The sequence below is a fragment of the Streptomyces sp. NPDC058371 genome (assembly GCF_042723265.1).
GTDB lineage: Bacteria > Actinomycetota > Actinomycetes > Streptomycetales > Streptomycetaceae > Streptomyces.
Window position 1 is genome coordinate 21,685 of the sequence record NZ_JBHXJC010000014.1, and the last position, 22,651, is coordinate 44,335.

A 22,651-nucleotide genomic window follows, 5' to 3' on the forward strand; every position below is an offset into this window, starting at 1 on the left:
CCGAAGGGGCGCGCCGGTGTCGGGGGTGCGAGCGCGCGGAGTGCCCGACGAAGGAGGGCCGAGCACGGTCGCACCCCCGACACCGGCATGTGCGCCCCGGAGGCGAACCGAGCCCTGAAAAGAGGGAGTGCGAGCGCGCGGAGTGCCCGACGAAGGAGGGCCGAGCACGGCCGCACCCCCGACACCGGCATGTGCGCCCCGGAGGCGAACCGAGCCCTGAGAAGGGGCGTGGGACGTCTCACACACCGGCCCGGCGTCTCGAACGTCGCCGACAAGTGCGAAGATGGGTTCTCGGCAGGACAGGGCCCACCACAGGGCCGAAGAAAGAGCGGCCGGACACCAGCCGCCGCGCGGTCACTCACGACCGGCGTACGGCGCACATGCATGGAGGACGTGACGTGGCGAACGACGCCAGCACCGTTTTCGACCTAGTGATCCTCGGCGGCGGTAGCGGCGGTTACGCCGCGGCACTGCGCGGAGCGCAGCTGGGCCTGGACGTCGCCCTGATCGAGAAGGACAAGGTCGGCGGTACCTGCCTGCACCGCGGGTGCATCCCCACCAAGGCTCTGCTGCACGCGGGCGAGATCGCCGACCAGGCCCGCGAGAGCGAGCAGTTCGGTGTCAAGGCCACCTTCGAGGGCATCGACGTGGCGGCCGTCCACAAGTACAAGGACGGCGTCATCTCGGGCCTGTACAAGGGTCTGCAGGGGCTGATCGCCTCGCGCAAGGTCACCTACATCGAGGGTGAGGGCCGCCTGTCCTCCCCGACGTCCGTCGACGTGGACGGCCGGCGCATCCAGGGCCGCCACGTGCTGCTCGCGACCGGCTCCGTGCCGAAGTCGCTGCCGGGCCTGGAGATCGACGGCAACCGCATCATCTCCTCGGACCACGCGCTGGTCCTGGACCGCGTACCGCAGTCCGCGATCGTGCTGGGCGGCGGCGTCATCGGCGTCGAGTTCGCCTCCGCGTGGAAGTCCTTCGGTACGGACGTCACGATCATCGAGGGTCTCAAGCACCTCGCCCCGCTCGAGGACGAGAACTCCTCCAAGCTTCTTGAGCGCGCTTTCCGCAAGCGCGGCATCAAGTTCAACCTGGGCACCTTCTTCTCGAAGGCCGAGTACACCCAGAACGGTGTCAAGGTCACCCTTGCCGACGGCAAGGAGTTCGAGGCCGAGGTGCTGCTCGTCGCCGTCGGCCGCGGCCCGGTCTCGCAGGGCCTGGGCTACGAGGAGCAGGGCGTCGCGCTGGACCGCGGCTACGTCCTGGTCGACGAGTACATGCGCACCAACGTTCCGACCATCTCCGCCGTCGGTGACCTGGTCCCGACGCTCCAGCTCGCGCACGTCGGCTTCGCCGAGGGCATCCTGGTGGCGGAGCGTCTGGCCGGTCTCAAGACCGTTCCGATCGACTACGACGGCGTCCCGCGGGTGACGTACTGCCACCCCGAGGTCGCCTCCGTGGGTATCACCGAGGCCAAGGCCAAGGAGATCTACGGTGCGGACAAGGTCGTCGCTCTGAAGTACAACCTCGCCGGCAACGGCAAGAGCAAGATCCTCAACACCTCGGGCGAGATCAAGCTCGTCCAGGTGAAGGACGGTGCCGTGGTCGGCGTCCACATGGTCGGTGACCGTATGGGCGAGCAGGTCGGCGAAGCCCAGCTGATCTACAACTGGGAGGCGCTGCCGGCCGAGGTCGCGCAGCTCATCCACGCGCACCCGACGCAGAGCGAGGCGCTCGGCGAGGCCCACCTGGCCCTCGCGGGCAAGCCGCTGCACTCCCACGACTGATCAGCCTCCGGCAGATCCGTCCCTGCGTCGCACCCGGGCGCGACGACCACAGACTTCCGCACATTCGTAAGGAGCAACCGAAACCATGGCGGTTTCCGTAACCCTTCCGGCGCTCGGCGAGAGCGTCACCGAGGGCACTGTCACCCGCTGGCTGAAGGCCGAGGGCGAGCGCGTCGAGGCCGACGAGCCGCTGCTGGAGGTGTCGACCGACAAGGTCGACACCGAAATCCCTTCGCCTGCCGCCGGTGTGCTCGCCTCCATCAAGGTCGCCGAGGACGAGACGGTCGAGGTCGGCGCCGAGCTGGCCGTCATCGACGACGGCACGGGTGCTCCCGCTGCCGCCCCGGCCCCGGCCGCCGAGCCCGCTCCCGAGGCTGCTCCGGAGCCGGCCCCGCAGGCCGCTCCGTCCACCGAGGTCGCCGCTCCCGCGCCCGCCCCGACCGCCGAGGCCGCCTCCGGCGGCGGCAGCGCCGAGGGCACCGACGTGGTCCTGCCCGCGCTGGGCGAGTCGGTCACCGAGGGCACCGTCACCCGCTGGCTGAAGGAGGTCGGCGAGGAGGTCTCGGAGGACGAGCCCCTTCTCGAGGTCTCCACGGACAAGGTCGACACCGAGATCCCGTCGCCCGCCTCCGGCGTGCTGCTCGAGATCGTCGTCGGCGAGGACGAGACGGCGGAGGTCGGCGCCAGGCTGGCCGTCATCGGTGCGCCCGGTGCCGCTCCCGCGGCCGCCCCGGCGCAGGCTCCGGCCGCCCCGGCGCCCGAGCCCGAGCCGGCTCCCGCGCCCGCTCCGGCTCCGGCTCCGGCTCCGGCACAGGCCGCCCCCGCGGCCCCCGCCCCGGCCGCCCCGCAGGCGCCGTCGGCACCCGCGCCGCAGCAGCAGACGGCTCCCGCGCCCGACCCGGCGCCGGCCGCCCCGGCTCCGGCCCCCGTCACCCCGGCCCCGGCGCCCGCCGCGACCTCCGGTGACGACGGCGCGTACGTGACCCCGCTGGTGCGCAAGCTCGCCGCCGAGAACGGCGTCGACCTGGCCACCGTCAAGGGCACCGGCGTCGGCGGCCGTATCCGCAAGCAGGACGTCATCGCCGCCGCCGAGGCCGCGAAGGCCGCCGCTGCCGCTCCGGCTCCGGCCGCTGCCGCCGCTCCGGCCGCGAAGAAGGCCCCGGCCCTGGAGGCCTCTCCCCTCCGCGGCCAGACCGTGAAGATGCCCCGCATCCGCAAGGTCATCGGCGACAACATGGTGAAGGCCCTGCACGAGCAGGCCCAGCTGTCCTCGGTCGTCGAGGTCGACGTCACCCGTCTGATGAAGCTCCGTGGGAAGGCGAAGGACTCCTTCGCGGCCCGCGAGGGCGTCAAGCTCTCCCCGATGCCGTTCTACGTGAAGGCGGCGGCCCAGGCGCTGAAGGCCCACCCGGCCGTCAACGCCCGGATCAACGTCGAAGAGGGCACGATCACCTACTTCGACACCGAGAACGTCGGTATCGCGGTGGACTCCGAGAAGGGCCTGATGACCCCGGTCATCAAGCACGCGGGCGACCTGAACATCGCCGGTATCGCCAAGGCCACCGCCGAACTGGCGGGCAAGGTCCGGGCGAACAAGATCACCCCGGACGAGCTGTCCGGCGCGACCTTCACCATCAGCAACACCGGTTCGCGCGGTGCGCTGTTCGACACGATCATCGTGCCCCCGAACCAGGTCGCGATCCTGGGCATCGGTGCCACGGTCAAGCGTCCGGCCGTCATCGAGACGGAGGAGGGCACCGTCATCGGCGTTCGCGACATGACGTACCTGACGCTCTCCTACGACCACCGTCTGGTGGACGGCGCCGACGCGGCCCGTTACCTGACCGCGGTCAAGGCGATCCTGGAGGCGGGCGAGTTCGAGGTCGAGCTCGGCCTGTAGTCCCGCACGCTGGTACGGCGCCCCCGCCCGGAGCTCTCCGGGCGGGGGCGCCGTCTTTCCCGTGCGCCCCGGCGTGCGGCGAGCGAGCGCGGCGCCGGGCGGTGGGCCGCGCCGCGCCCCCACCCCGCCTGCGGAATCTCCGTCCGGGTCTCCGCAGCCGGGTCCGCCCCGAGGGCGTGTAAGTCTCGTCTCACCTGCACGAAAGCGCCGCCGTGTGCTCCTCCCCGGCGGGGAGGCGGCCTTATTGTCTAGACGTCAACGCCCTCGGGGCAGGTGCGCCCCCTTCGAAGGAGCCCTCATGACCGCGCCCGTCGTCCACTCGCTGCGCGAACAGATCCGCGAGCACATCGTGGAGGGGATCGTCAGTGGGCGCTGGCAGCCGGGCGAGCGGATCGTCGAACGGCGGATCGCCACCGAGCTGGAGGTCAGTCAGACCCCGGTCCGGGAGGCCCTGCGCGAGCTGGAGTCGCTGCGTCTGATCGAGTCGGCGCCCAACAAGGGCGTCCGGGTGCGGAACCTGACCGCCGCCGACCTGGAGGAGAGCTATCCCGTACGGGCCGGTCTCGAGGCCATCGCCGCGGAACTGGCGGCCGAGCGGCTGGCCGAGGACTGCTCGGCCCTGGAACCGCACGTCACGGCCCTGTACGAGGCCGACCGGCTGGCGGACGGCACCGGCCAGGTCCGGCACACCGTCGGTTTCCACCGCGAGCTGGTGCGCGCCGCGAACAACTCCGTGCTGCTGCACACCTGGGAGGGCCTGGGCATCGAGGTGTTCACCGCCCTGTCGATCCGCTGGCTGGGCACCGTCCAGCAGTCGTACGCGGAGGAGCACGAGGCTCTCGTGGACGCCTTCCGCCGCCGGGATCCGCTGATCGCGGAACTGGTCAAGGCACACGTGCTCGGTTGCGCTCCGCGAGCCTGAGGGTTCTCTCCCCGTCGAGGCGCCACGTCCGCGGCCGAAGACGCCCGAGCAGAGGAGCGCGCCCCCGCTCAAACGCCGCTCCGACCTGCGGAAATCCGGGCATCCACGACACCGGGTGCCGCCACCGGAGGCACGGGGTGCCGACTTTCCCGGAATGGAGAGGTTTTCTCCTTCAACCCTTTGATCGATCATCGATCAGGGAGTTACAGTCACCGACGGGCTCCCACCAGAGCCCGCCGCCCTGTCCTGCCATAGACCAAGGGCACCCCCGAAAACCCCTTGCCGATGAGGGAACCCCCCTCCGCATCCGGAAGGCGGCGCAATGACCGACCCCACCGCAATCCAGCCGAGCGAGCTCGACCAGCTCCCGGACCGCGACCCCGAGGAGACCGCCGAATGGCAGGCCTCCCTGGACGCCGTCACCCAGGCGGCCGGGCCGCACCGTGCCGCGTACCTGATGCGCCGCACGCTGGAGCGCGCCGAGGGCACCGGCCTCGCGCTGCCCAAGCTGCTTGAGACCGACTACGTCAACACCATCCCCACCGCCGCCGAGCCCGTCGTGGACGGCGACGAGGAGATGGAGCGGAGGATCACCGCGTGGAACCGCTGGAACGCGGCCGCGATGGTGTCCAGAGGCAGCAAACACGGCGTCGGCGGCCACATCGCCACCTTCGCCTCCGCCGCCTGGCTCTACGAGACGGGCTTCAACCACTTCTTCAAGGGCAAGGAGGGTGACGGGTCCGGCGACCAGCTCTACATCCAGGGCCACGCCTCCCCCGGCATCTACGCCCGCGCCTTCCTCGACGGCCGGCTGACCGAGCACCACCTCGACCGCTTCCGCCAGGAGTCCGGCGGCGACGGTCTGCCGTCGTACCCGCACCCGCGGCGCCTGCCGTGGCTGTGGGAGTTCCCGACGGTGTCGATGGGCCTCGGCCCGCTGTCGGCGATCTACCAGGCGCGCTTCAACCGCTACCTGACCAGCCGCGGCATCAAGGACGTCTCGCAGTCCCACGTGTGGGCGTTCCTCGGTGACGGCGAGATGGACGAGCCCGAGTCGACGGCCGCACTCGCACTGGCCTCCCGCGAGGGTCTGGACAACCTGACCTTCGTCATCAACTGCAACCTGCAGCGCCTCGACGGCCCGGTCCGCGCCAACTTCAAGATCGTGCAGGAGCTGGAGGCCCAGTTCCGCGGCGCCGGCTGGAACGTCGTGAAGTCCCTGTGGGGCACGGCCTGGGACGAGCTGTTCCAGCTCGACACCACGGGCGCGCTGGTACGCCGGCTGCGCCAGGTACCCGACGCGCAGGTGCAGACGTACCAGACCCGCGACGCCGCCTACATCCGCCAGGACTTCTTCGGCGCCGACCCGGCGCTCGTCGAGATGGCGAAGCTGCTGAGCGACGACAAGATCCTCGAGTGTTTCCACCTCTCCCGCGGTGGCCACGAGTCGCGCAAGGTGTACGCGGCCTACAAGGCGGCCGTCGAGCACAAGGGCGCGCCGACGGTCATCCTGGCCCAGACGGTCAAGGGCTTCACGCTCGGCGAGGGCTTCGCGTCCAAGAACGCCAACCACCAGATGAAGAAGCTGACGACGGACGAGTTCAAGCGGATGCGTGACCTGCTCGAACTGCCCATCTCCGACAGCCAGTTCGTGGACGGCCAGGTGCCCTACGGCCACCCCGGCGCCGACGCCCCCGAGGTCCGTTACCTCCAGGAGCGCCGCGCGGCCCTCGGCGGCCCGGCCCCGGCCCGCCGCACGCACGCGCTCGCCCCGCTGCCCGCCGCCGCGGACAAGACGTTCACGTCCTTCGACAAGGGCTCCGGCTCGCAGAACGTGGCGACGACCATGGCGTTCGTCCGCCTGGTCAAGGACCTGGTCCGCGACAAGCAGACCGGGAAGCGCTGGGTGCCGATCGTCCCCGACGAGGCGCGCACCTTCGGCATGGAGAGCCTGTTCCCCTCGCTCGGCATCTACTCGCCCAAGGGCCAGACGTACGAGCCGGTCGACCGCGACCAGCTGATGTACTACAAGGAGGCCAAGGACGGCCAGATCCTCAACGAGGGGATCACCGAGGCCGGTTCCATGGCGGACTTCATCGCCGCGTCGACGTCGTACTCGACCCACGGCGAAGCGATGATCCCCTTCTACATCTTCTACTCGATGTTCGGCTGGCAGCGCACGGCCGACCAGATGTGGCAGCTCGGCGACCAGCTCGGCCGCGGCTTCCTGGTCGGCGCCACGGCCGGCCGTACGACGCTCACCGGTGAGGGTCTCCAGCACGCGGACGGGCACTCGCCGGTGATCGCGGCGACCAACCCGGCCGCGATGTCGTACGACCCGGCGTTCGCGTACGAGATCGCGACCATCGTCAAGGACGGTCTGCGCCGGATGTACGGCGAGGCCGCCCCGGGCGAGGACCCGAACGTCTTCTACTACCTGACGGTCTACAACGAGCCGGTGCCGCAGCCCGCGAAGCCGTCGGGCCTCGGCATCGACGAGGGCATCGTCAAGGGCCTGTACCGCTTCAACACGGCGGAGTCCGCGGGCCTTTCCCCCGCCGCGAACGCCGCCCGCATCCAGCTCATCGGCTCCGGTACGGCGATCCACTGGACCCTCAAGGCACAGCGGCTGCTCGCCGAGGAGTGGGGCGTGGCCGCCGACGTGTGGTCCGCGACCTCCTGGACCGAGCTGCGGCGCGACGCGCTCGATGCGGACGCGGCGCTGCTGCGCGGCGAGGAGCGGGTGCCGTACGTCCGTCAGGCGCTGAACGGCGCCGAGGGCCCGGTGCTGGCCGTCAGCGACTACATGCGCCAGGTCCCGGACCAGATCGCCCAGTGGGTCGAGCAGGACTACTCCTCGCTCGGCGCCGACGGCTTCGGCCTCTCCGACACCCGCGAGGCGGCCCGCCGCCACTTCGGTGTCGACGCCGAGTCGATCGTCGTCGCCGCCCTGGCCCAGCTCGCCCGCCGCGGCGAGGTCAAGGCCTCGGCGGTCAAGGAGGCCCGGGAGCGGTACGGGCTGTAACGGCCGGCACAGGGGCTGAGCTTCGGTGAAGGGGTACGGCGGCCGCCGTACCCCTTCGCTGTCGGTGGGGCCCGGCATCATGAACGTATGCGTGCTGCCCGCCTGATCAAGATGGTGCTGCTGCTCCAGTCCCGGCCGTCGATGACCGCCGCGGAGCTGGCGCGGGAGCTGGAGGTGTCCGAGCGTACGGTCACGCGGGACGCCCAGGCCCTCTCGGAGGCGGGCGTCCCGGTGTACGCGGACCGGGGGCGGGCCGGGGGCTACCGCCTGATCGGCGGCTACCGCACCCGGCTGACCGGCCTCGCGCGCGGTGAGGCGGAGGCGCTGTTCCTGTCCGGGGTGCCGGGCGCGCTGCGGGAGATGGGCCTCGACGACGCCGCCTCGGCGGCCCGGCTGAAGGTGTCCGCCGCGCTGCTGCCCTCCCTGCGGGACGCCTCGCGGACGGCCGCGCAGCGCTTCCATCTCGACGCGCCCGCCTGGTTCCGCGAGCCGGAGACACCCGGGCTGCTGCACGCGGTCGCGGAGGCGGTGTGGGACGACCGCCGGATCAGCGCGCGCTACCGCCGGGGCAAGGACGAGGACGAGGTGGAGCGGCTGCTGGAGCCGTACGGACTCGTGCTCAAGGCGGGCGTCTGGTACCTGTGCGCCCGGGAACCGGAGTCGGGTTCCTTCCGGGTCTACCGCATCGACCGGTTCACGGCCGTTGCCGCCGGCGAGGAGCACTTCACCCGGGACGACGCCTTCGATCTGCCCGGGTTCTGGGAGGAGCGCGCCGAGCAGTTCGCCCGGTCGCTCCTGCGGGCGGAGGTTGTCGTCCGGCTCTCACCGGAGGGCGTACGCAGGCTGCCGTACGCCCTTGATCCGACCTCCGCCCGGGAGGCGTCGGCCGCCCCGGGCGAACCGGACGACCTCGGGTGGGTGACCGTCACCCTGCCGGTCGAGTCCGAGGAGGTGGCACACACCCAGCTCATGTCCCTGGGGCCGGAGGTGGAGGTGCTGTCCCCGGCGAGCCTGCGCGAGCGTTTCACGAAGGAGGCGCTGCGTCTGGCCGCGCTGTACGGGTGAGGGCCCGGCAGGCTGTACGAGTGGGTGCCGCCGCGCTGTACGAGTGGGTGCCGCCCGGCGGGTGGCGGGGCGGGGCCGCCGAATGCCCCCGCACCTGCCGGTTTTACCGTCGGCATGTGCACGCATAACAATCTGCGGCACTCCGCGTGCGTCCCTCCCCTCCAGGACCGATGCTTGACCCGTGATGGACGAGACGGAGTTCTGGGAGCTGGTGGACGCGACCCGCGAGGGCGCCGAGGGTGACCCCGAGGAGCAGGCGGACCTGCTCGTCGAGCGGCTCCTCCAGCAGGATCCGGACTCCGTGCTGGACTTCGCCCGGCACTTCGAGGCCCGCTACAACCGCGCCTACCGGTGGGACCTGTGGGGCGCCGCCTGGATACTGCTCGACGGGGCCAGCGACGACGCCTTCGACTTCTTCCGGTGCTGGCTGATCGGGCAGGGCCGGGAGGTCTTCGAGGGCGCGGTGCACGACCCGGACTCGCTGGCCGATCTCCTGGACGACTTCGACGAGGAGGTCGACGGGGACGCCGAGGAGCTGGGGTACGCGGCGGACGAGGCGTACGAGCAGCTCACCGGCGCCGTCGCGCCCGACCTGGGAATCCCGCCCGCGCCCGCCGAGCCCGAGGGCACGCCGGTCGACTTCGAGAACGAGGCCGTGCTCGCCGAGCGGTACCCGAAGCTGTGGGAGCGGTTCAAGGACTGACCTCAGGGCGCGGTCGGCCGCAGGGGGTGCCCGGGCCGCTCGCCCTCCGGCACCGCGTGCAGGGGCGGCGCCGCGTTGGCCCGGTCCAGGGCGGACGCCGTGACCGCGGCCGGGCCCAGCACCACCGTCACCACCGCGCAGAGCACGGTCCACGGGTTGCGCAGGGCGTCGGTCCAGCGGCCGTCCCTCTTCGTGCGACTGCTCCTCATGTCCCCACCTCCACTCAAGCCTGCACGGCAAGGCTAGGCACCGGGCTTCTGAACCCTCATGGGGACGCCTGTGGGGTGCCTGTGAACCCGCGCGGCGCCCGAAGCTCTCCCCTGGGCTGGAGATTTTCGGCCCGTCCGGCGATCGGGGACGAGCGCGTCAGCGCGATACGGGGGTCCGGGGGCGGAGCCCCCAGGTACGGACGGGCAGGGCGGCCGTGGCGGCGAGAAGACCGTCAGCGGCCCTGGAGGTGGGCCGCGCGCTCGCGGATCTCCGGGAGCCGGGCCGTCAGCGCGGCCCCCGGGCAGCTGGTCATGAACCCGGCGTTGTGCCCGGCAACGGCGGGCAGCATCGCCGCGACCCCGGACTTGAAGCGGGCGAGGTCGTTGCTGGACACCAGGCGCACCCGGGTCCGCGGATCCGTGTCCGAAAGCCCCAGCTTCCATGCGGCAAGCGCGGCGATGGCGTCGGTCATGGCCCGCGGCACCGGCGTCCCCGCCGTGAAGGTCCCGATGGCCGCGACGCCCACAGTGCCGTGGTTGAAGCCCTGGGTGTGCGCTCCGGTGACCGGCCGGTCGACACCGCCCGCCCGGCCCTCGTAAATCGTGCCGCAGCGGTCGACGAGGAAGTTGTAGCCGATGTCGTCCCACTGCCGGGCGCCGATCTGGCCGGCGTACAGATAGCGGATGATGCGGGGCGCGTCGGCGCACGCGTACCCGTTCGGCGAGTCGGTGTGGTGGACGAAGACCGCGGAGACCCGGTCGTCGTAGCGCGGCGGCGGCTGGATGTGCGCGCCGTCGTCGATCCAGCGGGAGCGCGGCACGATGGGCGGCCGGGGGGCGGAGTGCGGGCCGGCCTCGCGCTGTACGGCGGGCCGGGCGGCGGGCCGCGCGGAGTGGCTCCCCGTACCGCCCACCCCCACCGCGCACAGCACCAGCGCGACGACGGCGGCCAGACCGGGCAGACAGGCGATCATCACCCACAGGACGCTCGGCGCGCGCAGGGCGTTCGGCAGGCGCGGGATCCGCAGGGCGGGTGGGAGACCCGGAATCGCCCGCAGCGGCCGCGGCAGCCGCACCGTACGCCGGGGGCGTCCGGGACCCTCCGGCGGCCGACCGCGCCGCGCACGCGTCGGGCGCCCGGCACGCGGCGGTCGTTCGGCGCGGGGGTGGCGCAGCCGGCGCACCGCGGCCGGCAGGCGAGCCGCTCGTGGCAGCCACGCCCCGGCCCGGGCGAACCCTGCGGTCCGCCGGGGTTCGGCGCCGGATATTCGTCTCCTCCGCGCTCTGGGGAAGACACGCATGCCCCCAGCCTCACCTTGATCCGTTCCATCCGCGATGTGTGCTGTGCCACCCGGTGGAACCATCCTCCCGGTCCGGGACGTTTCTACAGGTCCACGCACGCGTGACCGATTCCCGGGCCGTACGCGCGCGTGCCTGATCACTGGGCCCGCCCCACGCGTACTAAGGGGCCCGAGAGAAAGGGCGGCTCCGTGGACCTGCTCGACCTTCTGCTGCTGCTGGTGATCCTGGCCTACGCGGCGTCCGGCTACCGGCGCGGCCTGGTCGCCGGCTGTGTCTCCCTGGCCGGTTTCGTCGGCGGTGCCGTCATCGGCGTATGGATCCTGCCGTGGACGATGGACCTGGTCACGGCGGCCACACCGGCGGCGACGGTGACGGCGGTGCTGACGGTGCTGATGCCCGCGGTGATCGGGCACGAGCTGGCGGGACGGCTGGCGGTCAAGCTGCGCCGCGAGCTGGACAGCGGACCGCTGCGGGTGGCCGACGGGGCCGGCGGTGCCGCCGCGAACACGGTCTCCGTACTGCTGGTGGCCTGGGTCGCCGCCAGCGTCCTCGGCGCCTCCTCCTCACCCGTGGTCACCCAGTCGATCCGCAACTCGGCCCTGCTGGGCGCCGTGCAGAGCGCGATGCCGGACACCACCCCCGCCTGGTTCTCGCGCGCCACCTCGGCGCTCGCACAGGCGGGCTTCCCTCAGGTCTTCAACCCGTTCGAGAACGAGCCGGCGGCCGGGGTCGCCAAGCCCTCCGGGGACAGCGTGACGGCGAGCGCGACGAACGCGGCCAAGCTCAGCACCGTCAAGGTCGAGGGCTCCTCCGGCACGCAGGGCCGCGAGGGCAGCGGCTTCGTCTACGCGTCGCAGCACGTGATCACGAACGCCCATGTGGTGGCGGGCATCGACGGACCGACCGTCCGCGTGGGCGGCGTGGGCACGCCGTACGAGGCGCAGGTCGTGTTCTTCGACCCGGAGAAGGACGTCGCGGTGCTGTACGTCCCGGGCCTCAAGGCGCCCGTCCTGCACTTCGACGACACTGCCGCCCGCGGCGACTCGGCGGTCGTCGCCGGCTATCCGCAGGACGGCGGCCTCGATCTCCAGGCGGCCACGGTCGCGAGCCGTATCGACGCGACGGGCCGGAACATCTACAACACGGACACCGTCACCCGCGAGATCTACTCCATCCGTTCCACGGTCCGCCCCGGCAACTCGGGCGGCCCCCTGCTGACGACCGACGGCAAGGTCTACGGCGTCGTCTTCGCCCGCTCCACCTCGGACAGCGAGACGGGGTACGTGCTGACGGCCGACGAGATCGCGGGCGACGTCCAGCGCGCGGTGAAGGCCACCACGCCGGTGGACACCGGCGACCTGGTCACGTCGTAGGACCGCCGCCGCAGGGGGCGTGCGTCAGAGCGAACGCCCCATCAGGACGTCGTCGACGTACTCGCCCCCGATGCGGAACTCCTCGGGCAGGATCCCCTCCACCACGAAGCCCTCGGACTCGTACAGCTTGCGTGCCGGGGTGTTGTGCCCGAGGACGCGCAGCGTGATGCGCCGCGCCCCCTGGCCGCGGGCCTCGTCCTGCACGGCCCGCAGCAAGGCCCGCCCGACCCCGGCGCCGCGCGCCTCCTCGGCGACGACGAGCCCCTGGATCTGCCGGACATGGGAGTTGCAGTCGAGCGGGGTCGGGAAGCCCAGCCGGATGTACCCGACGACGGCGCCGGCGATCTCGGCGACGAGATGGTCGCGCGGCCCGAACCGCTCGCTGTAGAAGGGCTCGTACGGCGGCTCGGGGCGGGGCTGGACCGCGTGGACCGGGGACCAGGTGACGCGGTCGAGCCGGCCGAGGGCGTCCTCGTCGTCGAGGGTGGCGTGACGTATGTACGGATCCGGCATGCGGGCCATCGTACGACGGGCGCAGGACCGTCCGGACAGTGTTTTTACCGGGCGACGGGCAGGATGGCTCCATGAGCGAATCCCCCCTTTCCCCCCGCTCCCGCGTCGCGATCGCCGGTGCGTCCGGTCTGATCGGCTCCGCGCTCGCGCGCTCCCTCACCGCGGACGGTCACGAGGTGGTCCGGCTGGTGCGCCGTGCGCCGCGCACCAAGGACGAGGTCCGGTGGGATCCCGACGCGCAGCGGGTCGACGCGGACGGCCTCGCCGGGTGCGCGGCGGTGGTCAACCTCGCGGGGGCCGGGATCGCTTCACGGCGCTGGACGGCGGCGTACCGGGCGAAGATCCGCGACAGCCGGGTGCTGGGCACGGCGACGCTCGCCGAAGCGGTGGCCTCGCTCGACTCGCCGCCGCGCGTCTTTGTGAACGGCAGCGCGATGGGCTTCTACGGCGACACGGGCAGCCGTGCGGTGGACGAGACGGCGCCGCCCGGGGACGGGTTCCTGCCGTCCGTGTGCGTGGCGTGGGAGGAGGCGACGGGCGCCGCGCAGGAGGCCGGCATCCGTACCGTCTTTGCCCGTACGGGGCTGGTGGTGGCCCGTGGGGGCGGGGCCTGGGGGAAGCTCTTCCCGCTCTTCAAGGCGGGGCTCGGCGGGCGGTTGGGGAACGGCCGCCAGTACTGGAGTTACATCGCGCTGCACGACGAGGTGGCCGCGCTGCGCCATCTCATCGACACCGAGTCGCTGTCCGGGCCGGTCAATCTGACCGGGCCGGAGCCGCTCACCAACGCGGAGGTGACGGAGGCGATGGGGCGGGTGCTGAATCGGCCCACGCTCTTTGCGGTGCCCGCGCCGGTGCTGCGGCTCGTCCTCGGGGACATGGCCGGGGACATCCTGGGCAGTCAGCGCGTGCTGCCCACGCGGCTGCTGGAGTCGGGGTTCTCCTTCGCGTTCCCCTCGATCGAGGGGGCGCTGCGGGCCGCGTTGCGGTGAGAGAGGAGTTTCGCCCCCTCCGCCCCTGCCCGTCCCGTGCCTGGGCGCTTCGCCCCCGGACCCCCTTGTCGCGCTTCACGCTCGCCCTCGAACGCCGGACGGGCTGAGCCCTTCCGTGCACCCCCGTGCGTCCGTGCGAGGGTTCCGCGCGGCTTGCCGGGGGCGTCGGCGGACCTACCCTCGATCCGAACTCGGGTATTCCGGACCCCTGTTGGGGGCATGACGTCCCCACAGCCGCGCGACCTCCAGGAGGAGCACGTGCTAGAGCCGGCACGCGAAGCGGAGATCTCGGAAGGTGTGGACGTCGTGGTCGTGGGGGCCGGAGTCGCCGGACTCGCGGCCGCCCGCCACCTCGCCAGGGCGGGCCTCACCACCGCCGTCCTGGAGGCCGCCCCGCATGTGGGCGGCCGCATGTCGACGGAGAAGGTGGACGGATTCCGGCTCGACCGCGTGGGCCGGCTGCTGTCCACCTCGTATCCCGAACTGCGGCGCACGCCAGGCCTGAACGACCTGGCGCTGCGCCCGTTCTCGCCGGGCGTGCTGCTCCACAGCGACGGCCGTCATCACCGCGCGGGCGCCCCCTCCGGCGCTCGGAGCGCGAGGGGCGCACTCACCGTCGTACGCGCCCTCGCGAGCGCCCCCCGCCTCCCCCGGTCACCGCTCCCGCAGGCGCGTCCCGGTCCCGCGGTCGCCCACCCGGGGCTCGCAGGGCCGCTGAGTCGCCCCACAGGGACGATGGGGCGCCCCGCGGGACCGACCGGGCGCCCGCTCGACCAGGCCCGGCTGGGCGCCGCCCTGACGCGCCTGGCCGCAGCGTCGCCGGACGACCTCCTGGCCCGCCCCGAACTCCCCGTCGCCCAGGCGCTGTCGGCCCGGGGCTTCCCGGCCCGCACCATCGACGGCTTTCTGCGTCCGCTGCTCGCCGCCCTGCTGTGCGACCCGGACCTGTCGACCTCCAGCCGCTGCGCGGACCTGGCCCTGCACTCCTTCGCGACGGGTCGCCTGTGTGTCCCGGAGGGCGGCGCCGACGCTCTTCCCGAGCTCCTCGCGGCCGGTCTGCCACCCGGCACGCTCCACCTCGGGGTGCAGGCGACAGCGGTCTCCACCACCTCCGTGACCACCCGGGACCACGGCGACATCCGGTGCCGGGCGGTGGTGCTGGCGACCGGCGCACGGGCCGCGGCCGAACTCCTGCCGGGGCTGCGCGTCCCCGGCTTCCACCCCGTCACCGTCATCCACCACACGACCGACGAACCCCCGCTCACCGATCCCGCGCTGGTCCTGGACGCCGACCGGAGCGGCCCGGTGACGCACACCGCGGTGATCAGCCAGGTCGACCCGAGCCGGGCGCCGGCCGGCCGCGCCCTCATCACCTCGACCGTGCTGGGCACTCCGCCGGCCCCGGCCCACCTGGACGCGACGGTCCGCGCCCAACTGGCCCGGCTCTACGGGACGTCCACCGCCCGCTGGGAGCTCCTCGCGGTCCACCACGACCCCGAGGCGGTCCCCGCGATGCCCCCGCCGCACGACCTGCGGCGCCCGGTGCGGCTGCTGGCGGGCCTGTACGTGTGCGGGGACCATCGCGACACCAGTACGGTCCAGGGCGCCCTCCACTCGGGCCGCCGGGCCGCCCACTCCCTGCTCAGGGATCTGGGCACCCGTCCGGTTCCGGTGGAGGAACCCCTGGAAACCGCCGCGTGAGCCCCGCTCACCCCAGCGCGGCCACCCGGTCCCGGTAGCCCCGGACGGGAGCCGCGTCCCGGTACGGTTCGAGCCGGCGTTCGAAGTCACGGACGTACTCGACCGCCCGTACCGACCGCATCTCCGCCGCCTGTCCGGCGGCCTCGGCCGCCAGCTGGCAGGCCTGGTCGAGTTCACCGAGACCGAGCCGGGCGGTGGCGAGCACGACCCGGCAGAAGAGGCGGCTGCGCGCGTACCCGGGCGCGCGCAGCTGCAAGGAGCGTTCGGCGTGCTGGGCCGCGGCGCGGTACTGCTGCAGATCCCGGTGGCAGTGCCCGAACTCGTCGGCGAGCTGGGCCTCGTCGAAGAAACGGGCCCAGTGCGGCACGTCGTCCGCGGGGCGCGCGGCTTCCAGCGCCCGCTCGGCGCGCACCAGCGAGGCCGTGCACGCCCGCACCTCCCCGAGCACCCCGTGCGCCCGTGCCTCGACGGAGTGCAGCATCGCCTGCATCACCGGCGGGGCGGACGAGCCGACGCCCTGCTGCGCCACCCGGGCCAGCTGCACGGCCTCCCGTCCGTGGCCCAGATAGATCGCCTGCCGGCTCATCGTCACCAGGACGTACGACCCGTACGCCCGGTCCCCGGCCGCCTGCGCGAGCCGCAGCGCCTGGACGTAGTAGCGCTGGGCGAGCCCGTGCGCGGCGATGTCGTACGAGGTCCAGCCGGCGAGCCGGGTGAGGTCGGCGGCGGCGGCGAACAGGCGGCGCCCGGTCTGCTCGCCGTAGGTGCCGCGCAGCATCGGCTCGGCCTCGTGCTCCAGATAGCGCACCAGGGCCTGGCGGGCGTGGCCGCCGCCGTACGCGTGGTCGAGGGACCGGAACAGGTCGCCGACCGAGCGGAGTGCCGCGATGTCGCCGCCGGTGACCTTCTGGCCGGGTCCGCGCTCGGACTGGCTGCGCTGCCGGGGCACGGCGGGCCGGCCCTGTGCGGGAACCCGGGCGGGGGCCGGTTCGCCGCGGCTGACCCGGTCGTCGGCCCGGCCGATGAGCCAGTCCCGGCTGGGGACGACCAGTCCGGCCGGGGTGAAGGCGATCTTGCGCAGTTCCGCGTGACTGCCGGAGTCCTTGCGCCACAGGCCGCTGACGATGTCGACGGCCTCCTCGGGGCTCGCGGCGAACTCGAGACCGGCGTACACGGGGGCGCACGCGTCGAGCCCGAGGTCCTGTGCGGTCAGTCGGCGGCCGAGGCGACGGGTGAAGACCTCGGCGATCAGGGCGGGGGTGGTGCCCCTCGGCTGCTGCCCGCGCAGCCACCGGGTGACCGATGTCTTGTCGTATCTGAGGTCGAGGCCGTGTTCGAGCCCGAGCTGGTCCACGCGACGGGCGAGACCTGCGTTGGAGAACCCCGCTTCTGCGATGAGCGCGGCGAGCTGTCGGTTGGGAGTGCGCTGCGCGGGTCGTTCCGTCATCTGCGGTGCGGTCTCCTGCCTTCCGGGCACGTCAAGTGCCCGGATTGCCTGTGAGCAGCCCTTATGGCCTCGTGAACGGCGCGAATGTAGCGGTCTGTAAGCACCCCGTCGCACATCTCGACATTCATTCATCCGATCGTGTGAGGATTAGCCTCAAGGCTGACGGTCCCGGGGCGGACGTACAGTGGCGTAGGCGCGTTCGTGCCTTACGAGCTTCGAGGGAGGCCTTGCCGTGAGTGAGCTGCGGTTCGTCCGGATGGGATTCGGTGCGGAGGCGGTCGAGTACCAGGAGGCCTGGGACGAGCAGCGTCGTGTGCACGCCGCCCGCTTTCTGGACGAGGTCCCCGACACCTGCCTGCTCCTGGAGCATCCGCCCGTCTACACGGCGGGCCGGCGCACCGCGGACAGCGAGCGCCCCCTCGACGGCACCCCCGTGATCGACGTGGACCGCGGCGGCAAGATCACCTGGCACGGCCCGGGCCAGCTGGTGGGCTATCCGATCCAGAAGCTGCCCCGCCCGGTGGACGTCGTAGCACATGTACGCCGTCTCGAAGAGGCTCTTATCCGTACGTGTGCGGAATTCGGTCTGGAGACCAGCCGGGTCGAGGGCCGCAGCGGGGTCTGGGTGCTCGGCGACCCGGTCGAGCAGCGGCCCGCGCTCGGCGGGCTCTCCCTCGACTTCGACCCGCGGCTGCAGGACGACGAGTTCGACCCCCGCCTCGACGGACCTGAGTACGCCCCGTCGAACGCGGGCCAGCGCCGCGAGGACCGCAAGATCGCCGCGATCGGCATCCGGGTGGCCAAGGGCGTCACGATGCACGGCTTCGCGCTCAACGTGAACCCGGACAACGCCTGGTTCGACCGGATCATCCCCTGCGGCATCCGCGACGCGGGCGTGACCTCCCTCGCGTACGAGCTGGGCCGCGACCTCACCATCGCCGACGTCCTGCCGGTCGTCGAGCGGCACCTTCGGGACGTACTGGAGAACGCGGAGCTGAAGCCGCGCGAGACCGAGGGCGCGACCGTCTAGGACAGGTCCTGGTCGCGGGGGAATGCACCCCCGGACCCGAAGGTTGCCTAGACGCAGGGCCGAAAACAGCACGGGCGTACCCTGGTGTACGCCGAGGAATCGAAGTTGTAGGGAGCCGGACGTGTCCGCAGTCGCACCCGACGGACGCAAGATGCTGCGCCTGGAGGTCCGGAACAGCCAGACCCCCATCGAGCGCAAGCCCGAGTGGATCAAGACCCGGGCGAAAATGGGCCCCGAGTACACGAAGATGCAGAAGCTCGTGAAGAGCGAGGGTCTGCACACGGTCTGCCAGGAGGCGGGCTGCCCCAACATCTACGAGTGCTGGGAAGACCGCGAGGCCACGTTCCTCATCGGCGGCGACCAGTGCACCCGGCGCTGCGACTTCTGCCAGATCGACACCGGCAAGCCCGAGGCGCTGGACCGCGACGAGCCGCGCCGCGTCGGTGAGTCCGTCGTCACGATGGACCTGAACTACGCGACGATCACCGGCGTCGCCCGCGACGACCTGGCGGACGGCGGCGCCTGGCTGTACGCCGAGACGGTCCGTCAGATCCACGCGCAGACGGCGGCCCGGGAGGCCGGCCGCACCAAGGTCGAGCTCCTCGCCCCCGACTTCAACGCCGAGCCGGAGCAGCTCGCCGAGGTCTTCTCCTCGCGCCCCGAGGTCTTCGCGCACAACGTCGAGACGGTCCCCCGGATCTTCAAGCGCATCCGCCCCGGTTTCCGCTACGAGCGCTCGCTGAAGGTCATCACCGAGGCCCGCGACTACGGCCTGGTCACCAAGTCGAACCTGATCCTCGGCATGGGCGAGACCCGCGAAGAGGTCAGCGAGGCGCTCCAGCAGCTGCACGACGCGGGCTGCGAGCTGATCACCATCACGCAGTACCTGCGGCCGTCCGTGCGGCACCACCCCGTGGAGCGCTGGGTCAAGCCGCACGAGTTCGTGGAGCTGAAGGACGAGGCCGAGCAGATCGGCTTCTCCGGCGTCATGTCCGGCCCGCTGGTCCGCTCCTCGTACCGCGCCGGCCGGCTGTACCAGATGGCCGTCGAGAAGCGCGGTGCCTACATCGCCTCGCAGGCGGTCTGACATCCGGCGCCTCACCGCCCATGGCACGGAGTGCCATCTGCACGTGTGAATCTGCGCACAAGCAACCGCCGCCCGGTGGCGGCCAGTTCGACGCGGTCCCGACCGTCCCCGCAGCTGGGGGCAGCGTCAGGGCCGCGTCGACGTTTGGGCTCCCCGCATCAAGGCTTCACTGGCGTTTGACCGGTCGGTCACGCCCTGGTAACACCAATCAGTGACGCTGGTCTTACGCCACGTACAGCCTTCGCCAGAGCCGCCATCCCGAGGGGGGACCCCCATCATGCAGGCCGCGCCCGTCCGCGCCACAGCAATTCCGTCGTTCACCGATGCACTCCGTGCCGTCGAGTCGCTGCTTCTGAGCAGTGGCCAGCGCACCGCCCGCCGCAACGCCTGGACCTCCGTCCTGGAGGACCGCCGTCGCGCCAAGGACCGGGTCGAGGCGCAGCGCGTTCTCGAAGAGGTCGGCTTCACCCGGATGTCCTAGGGACGACACCGCCGTCGTCGGCGCTCTCCCGGCCACGTAGACTCCGTGGCATGGCGAGGAAGGAAACCGCAGCGGACGCTGCGAACCCCGGGCGACTCAAGCAGATCGTCCTGACTTACAAGATGACCCGCAAGGCCGATTCCACCATCGGTCTTGTACTCGCGGCTGTCGGAATCGTCACCCTCGGTGTCTTCCTCGCGATCGGCTTCTTGATCGGCCACCCGGTCTATCTCGGCATTCTCGGGCTCCTGCTCGCCTTCCTCGCGACGGCGATCGTCTTCGGACGCAGGGCCGAGCGCGCCGCCTTCGGGCAGATGGAGGGTCAGCCCGGCGCAGCCGCGGCGGTGCTCGACAACGTCGGCCGAGGCTGGACGACGACCCCGGCCGTGGCGATGAACCGCAGCCAGGACGTGGTGCACCGCGCCGTCGGCAAGGCGGGCATCGTGCTGGTCGCCGAGGGCAACCCGAACCGGCTGAAGAGCCTGCTGGCCGCCGAGAAGAAGAAGATGGCGCGGATCCTCTCGGACGTGCCGGTGCACGACGTGGTCGTGGGCACCGGCGAGGGGCAGGTCCCGCTCAAGAAGCTGCGCACGACGCTGCTGAAGTTCCCCCGGGTCCTGACCGGACCGCAGGTCACCGCGACCAACGACCGGCTGCGCGCGATGGGCGACCTGATGAGCAACATGCCGCTGCCGAAGGGTCCGATGCCCAAGGGCATGCGGATGCCGCGCGGTGGGCCGAAGGCCCGCTGACATCCCTCCGACACGAAAGGGGGCGCCCGGATCTCTCCGGGCGCCCCCTTCGTCGTATGCGGCGGATCAGCTCCGTACCGTGCGGATCAGCCGCGCACCTCGACGGTGCGGGCAAGCCGGTCGTGCAGGCCGCGGCCGTCGCGGTCCCAGATCAGGGCCGGCAGGGCGACACACAGGAGCACCGTCCGCAACAGCGCGCGCAGCGGGTTCAGCCGGCCGCCGGCCTCCGGGACGACGCGCAGCCCGAAGAGCCGCTTGCCCGGGGTGAAGCCGAGCGTGCCGACGGTCAGCACGCTCAGGGCGAAGAAGATGAGCAGGGCCCAGTTGCCGGTCGCCTGGTTGTAGCCGTCGGTGAGCAGCCCGTATGCGATCAGCAGGCACAGGGCCCAGTCGACGGCGAGGGCGCCGAGGCGCCTGCCCGGGCGGGCGATCGAGCCCGGTCCCTGCTCCGGCAGACCCAGCTGCTCGCCCCGGTATCCGAAGTCGGCACCGGCCTCTTCCGCTGCCGCGCGGGGTCCGGAGAGCCACGATCCGATTGCTTGCCTGTTGTCCACCCGTCCACGGTACTGCGAGCGTATGTACGTCCCGCCGCTCGGGGTGTGCGTAGGCTGCGGTGGGACCCGGGCCGGTTAACTTCGGCGAAACAAATGGGTCACGCTTGAGAAATCCCCCGTCCTTATGGTCGGGTCCAGCGTGTGCCACCGCACTGGCCGCACGAACGAACTACCACCCCGGTCCCAGTGGGCGGGAGTAGGAGGAGCTGGATGTTCCAGAACGCCGACGAGGCCAAGAAGTACATCGCGGACGAGGGCGTCAAGTTCGTCGACGTCCGGTTCTGCGACCTGCCGGGCGTGATGCAGCACTTCACGATTCCGGCCGAGGCCTTCGACCCGGCCGAGGAGCTCGCGTTCGACGGCTCCTCCATCCGCGGCTTCCAGGCCATCCACGAGTCCGACATGGCGCTCCGCGCCGACCTGTCCACCGCGCGCGTCGACCCCTTCCGCCGCGACAAGACGGTCAACATCAACTTCTTCATCCACGACCCGATCACGGGCGAGCAGTACTCCCGTGACCCGCGCAACGTGGCGAAGAAGGCCGAGGCGTACCTCGCGTCGACCGGCATCGCCGACACCGCGTACTTCGGCCCCGAGGCCGAGTTCTACGTCTTCGACAGCGTGCGCTTCCAGACCTCGGCGAACGAGAGCTTCTACCACATCGACTCCGAGGCCGGCGCCTGGAACACCGGTGCGGTCGAGGACAACCGCGGCTACAAGGTCCGTTACAAGGGCGGTTACTTCCCGACCCCGCCGGTCGACCACTTCGCCGACCTGCGTGCCGAGATCTCCCTGGAGCTGGCCGCGTCCGGCCTCCAGGTCGAGCGTCAGCACCACGAGGTGGGCACCGCCGGCCAGGCCGAGATCAACTACAAGTTCAACACGCTGCTCGCCGCGGCCGACGACCTCCAGCTCTTCAAGTACATCGTGAAGAACGTCGCCTGGCGCAACGGCAAGACCGCGACCTTCATGCCGAAGCCGATCTTCGGTGACAACGGCTCGGGCATGCACATCCACTCGTCGCTCTGGTCCAACGGCGACCCGCTGTTCTACGACGAGGCCGGCTACGCGGGCCTCTCGGACACCGCCCGCTTCTACATCGGCGGCATCCTCAAGCACGCCCCGTCGCTGCTGGCCTTCACCAACCCGACGGTGAACTCGTACCACCGCCTGGTCCCCGGCTTCGAGGCCCCGGTCAACCTGGTGTACTCGCAGCGCAACCGCTCCGCGGCCATGCGTATCCCGATCACCGGCTCGAACCCGAAGGCCAAGCGCGTCGAGTTCCGCGCGCCCGACTCCTCCGGCAACCCGTACCTGGCGTTCTCGGCCCTGCTGATGGCCGGCCTGGACGGCGTCAAGAACAAGATCGAGCCGGCCGAGCCGATCGACAAGGACCTCTACGAGCTGGCCCCCGAGGAGCACGCGGGCGTCGCGCAGGTCCCGACCTCGCTGCCGGCCGTCCTCGACCGCCTCGAGGCCGACCACGAGTTCCTGCTCGCGGGCGACGTCTTCACGTCCGACCTGATCGAGACGTGGATCGACTTCAAGCGCACCAACGAGATCGCGCCCCTGCAGCTGCGTCCGCACCCGCACGAGTTCGAGCTCTACTTCGACGTGTAAGCCGCGTCGAGGCCCACGGCTCATCGCCGGAGCCCCGTCACCGCCTTCGGGTGGTGGCGGGGCTCCGTCGTTGCGTGGCCATGGTGTGCGCCGCATAAATAAGTGGCTCTTGACAGGGCAGATCTTTGCTCTCCGAGGGGGCGATCGGGGCCTGTTCATGGGCGGCGGCGGGCGCACAATGGAGGGCGGGA

General features: G+C 71.7%; 19 protein-coding genes. 14 read left to right on the forward strand and 5 right to left on the reverse strand.

The features are described 5' to 3' along the window. Positions 1-398 precede the first annotated feature (398 nt). From lpdA to ACFWM2_RS31580, 6 genes are all read left to right on the forward strand, one after another. On the forward strand, positions 399-1,787 hold the full coding sequence (lpdA, locus tag ACFWM2_RS31555) for a dihydrolipoyl dehydrogenase (protein ID WP_383287043.1): 1,389 nt from the start codon (positions 399-401) through the stop codon (positions 1,785-1,787). Positions 1,788-1,872: 85 nt separating this feature from the next. Beyond that, complete coding sequence (gene sucB, locus ACFWM2_RS31560; RefSeq protein ID WP_383287045.1) at positions 1,873-3,687, forward strand: 2-oxoglutarate dehydrogenase, E2 component, dihydrolipoamide succinyltransferase; 1,815 nt, start codon at positions 1,873-1,875, stop codon at positions 3,685-3,687. 298 nt (positions 3,688-3,985) lie between these two features. Beyond that, positions 3,986-4,609, forward strand: coding sequence for a GntR family transcriptional regulator (locus ACFWM2_RS31565; protein ID WP_383287047.1), 624 nt, complete (start codon positions 3,986-3,988; stop codon positions 4,607-4,609). 322 nt (positions 4,610-4,931) lie between these two features. After that, on the forward strand, positions 4,932-7,634 hold the full coding sequence (gene aceE / locus ACFWM2_RS31570) for a pyruvate dehydrogenase (acetyl-transferring), homodimeric type (RefSeq protein ID WP_383287049.1): 2,703 nt from the start codon (positions 4,932-4,934) through the stop codon (positions 7,632-7,634). An 87-nt stretch (positions 7,635-7,721) separates the two neighbouring features. Next, positions 7,722-8,699 (forward strand): helix-turn-helix transcriptional regulator, encoded by a 978-nt coding sequence (locus tag ACFWM2_RS31575; protein ID WP_383287051.1) that lies wholly within the window; start codon positions 7,722-7,724, stop codon positions 8,697-8,699. 184 nt (positions 8,700-8,883) lie between these two features. Further along, positions 8,884-9,402, forward strand: coding sequence for a DUF4240 domain-containing protein (locus tag ACFWM2_RS31580; RefSeq protein WP_383287420.1), 519 nt, complete (start codon positions 8,884-8,886; stop codon positions 9,400-9,402). Positions 9,403-9,404: 2 nt separating this feature from the next. On the opposite strand, the gene ACFWM2_RS31585 is transcribed toward ACFWM2_RS31580, so the two are convergent. Together ACFWM2_RS31585 and ACFWM2_RS31590 are read right to left on the reverse strand one after the other, a co-directional pair. After that, the gene (locus tag ACFWM2_RS31585) at positions 9,405-9,611 is read right to left on the reverse strand and encodes a hypothetical protein (protein ID WP_383287053.1); all 207 of its coding nucleotides are present in this window, start codon (positions 9,609-9,611) and stop codon (positions 9,405-9,407) included. Between the two features lie 233 nt (positions 9,612-9,844). Continuing rightward, positions 9,845-10,585: a peptidoglycan recognition protein gene (locus ACFWM2_RS31590; RefSeq protein WP_383287422.1), complete on the reverse strand. Its 741-nt coding sequence runs from the start codon at positions 10,583-10,585 to the stop codon at positions 9,845-9,847. Between the two features lie 516 nt (positions 10,586-11,101). On the opposite strand from ACFWM2_RS31590, the gene ACFWM2_RS31595 reads away from it, so the two are divergent. Continuing rightward, positions 11,102-12,286, forward strand: a complete 1,185-nt coding sequence (locus tag ACFWM2_RS31595) for a MarP family serine protease (RefSeq protein ID WP_383287055.1) — start codon at positions 11,102-11,104, stop codon at positions 12,284-12,286. Positions 12,287-12,310: 24 nt separating this feature from the next. Here the strand turns inward: ACFWM2_RS31595 and ACFWM2_RS31600 are convergent, their stop codons facing one another. Further along, positions 12,311-12,808: a GNAT family N-acetyltransferase gene (locus tag ACFWM2_RS31600; protein ID WP_383287057.1), complete on the reverse strand. Its 498-nt coding sequence runs from the start codon at positions 12,806-12,808 to the stop codon at positions 12,311-12,313. A gap of 62 nt (positions 12,809-12,870) precedes the next feature. Here ACFWM2_RS31600 and ACFWM2_RS31605 point away from each other — a divergent pair, with 62 nt between their 5' ends. Next, positions 12,871-13,788, forward strand: a complete 918-nt coding sequence (locus ACFWM2_RS31605; protein WP_383287059.1) for a TIGR01777 family oxidoreductase — start codon at positions 12,871-12,873, stop codon at positions 13,786-13,788. A gap of 258 nt (positions 13,789-14,046) precedes the next feature. Further along, positions 14,047-15,489 (forward strand): NAD(P)/FAD-dependent oxidoreductase, encoded by a 1,443-nt coding sequence (locus tag ACFWM2_RS31610; protein ID WP_383287424.1) that lies wholly within the window; start codon positions 14,047-14,049, stop codon positions 15,487-15,489. Positions 15,490-15,496: 7 nt separating this feature from the next. On the opposite strand, the gene ACFWM2_RS31615 is transcribed toward ACFWM2_RS31610, so the two are convergent. After that, positions 15,497-16,936, reverse strand: coding sequence for a regulator (locus tag ACFWM2_RS31615; RefSeq protein ID WP_383287061.1), 1,440 nt, complete (start codon positions 16,934-16,936; stop codon positions 15,497-15,499). Between the two features lie 232 nt (positions 16,937-17,168). Here ACFWM2_RS31615 and lipB point away from each other — a divergent pair, with 232 nt between their 5' ends. The 4 genes from lipB (at position 17,169) to ACFWM2_RS31635 (ending at position 20,286) form a co-directional block, all read left to right on the forward strand. Next, the gene (gene lipB, locus ACFWM2_RS31620; protein WP_383287063.1) at positions 17,169-17,966 is read left to right on the forward strand and encodes a lipoyl(octanoyl) transferase LipB; all 798 of its coding nucleotides are present in this window, start codon (positions 17,169-17,171) and stop codon (positions 17,964-17,966) included. A gap of 121 nt (positions 17,967-18,087) precedes the next feature. Beyond that, positions 18,088-19,053, forward strand: coding sequence for a lipoyl synthase (lipA, locus tag ACFWM2_RS31625; protein ID WP_383287065.1), 966 nt, complete (start codon positions 18,088-18,090; stop codon positions 19,051-19,053). Positions 19,054-19,330: 277 nt separating this feature from the next. Beyond that, positions 19,331-19,534: a hypothetical protein gene (locus tag ACFWM2_RS31630; protein WP_383287067.1), complete on the forward strand. Its 204-nt coding sequence runs from the start codon at positions 19,331-19,333 to the stop codon at positions 19,532-19,534. A 50-nt stretch (positions 19,535-19,584) separates the two neighbouring features. After that, positions 19,585-20,286 carry a DUF4191 domain-containing protein gene (locus ACFWM2_RS31635; RefSeq protein WP_383287069.1) on the forward strand — a complete coding sequence of 234 codons (702 nt, stop codon included), beginning with the start codon at positions 19,585-19,587 and terminating at the stop codon, positions 20,284-20,286. Between the two features lie 86 nt (positions 20,287-20,372). Here ACFWM2_RS31635 and ACFWM2_RS31640 read toward each other — a convergent pair whose 3' ends face one another. Further along, a complete protein-coding gene (locus ACFWM2_RS31640; protein WP_383287071.1) occupies positions 20,373-20,840 on the reverse strand; it encodes an RDD family protein in 468 nt (155 codons plus the stop codon). A gap of 210 nt (positions 20,841-21,050) precedes the next feature. On the opposite strand from ACFWM2_RS31640, the gene glnA reads away from it, so the two are divergent. Further along, positions 21,051-22,460, forward strand: coding sequence for a type I glutamate--ammonia ligase (gene glnA / locus ACFWM2_RS31645; RefSeq protein WP_383287073.1), 1,410 nt, complete (start codon positions 21,051-21,053; stop codon positions 22,458-22,460). Positions 22,461-22,651 lie beyond the last annotated feature (191 nt).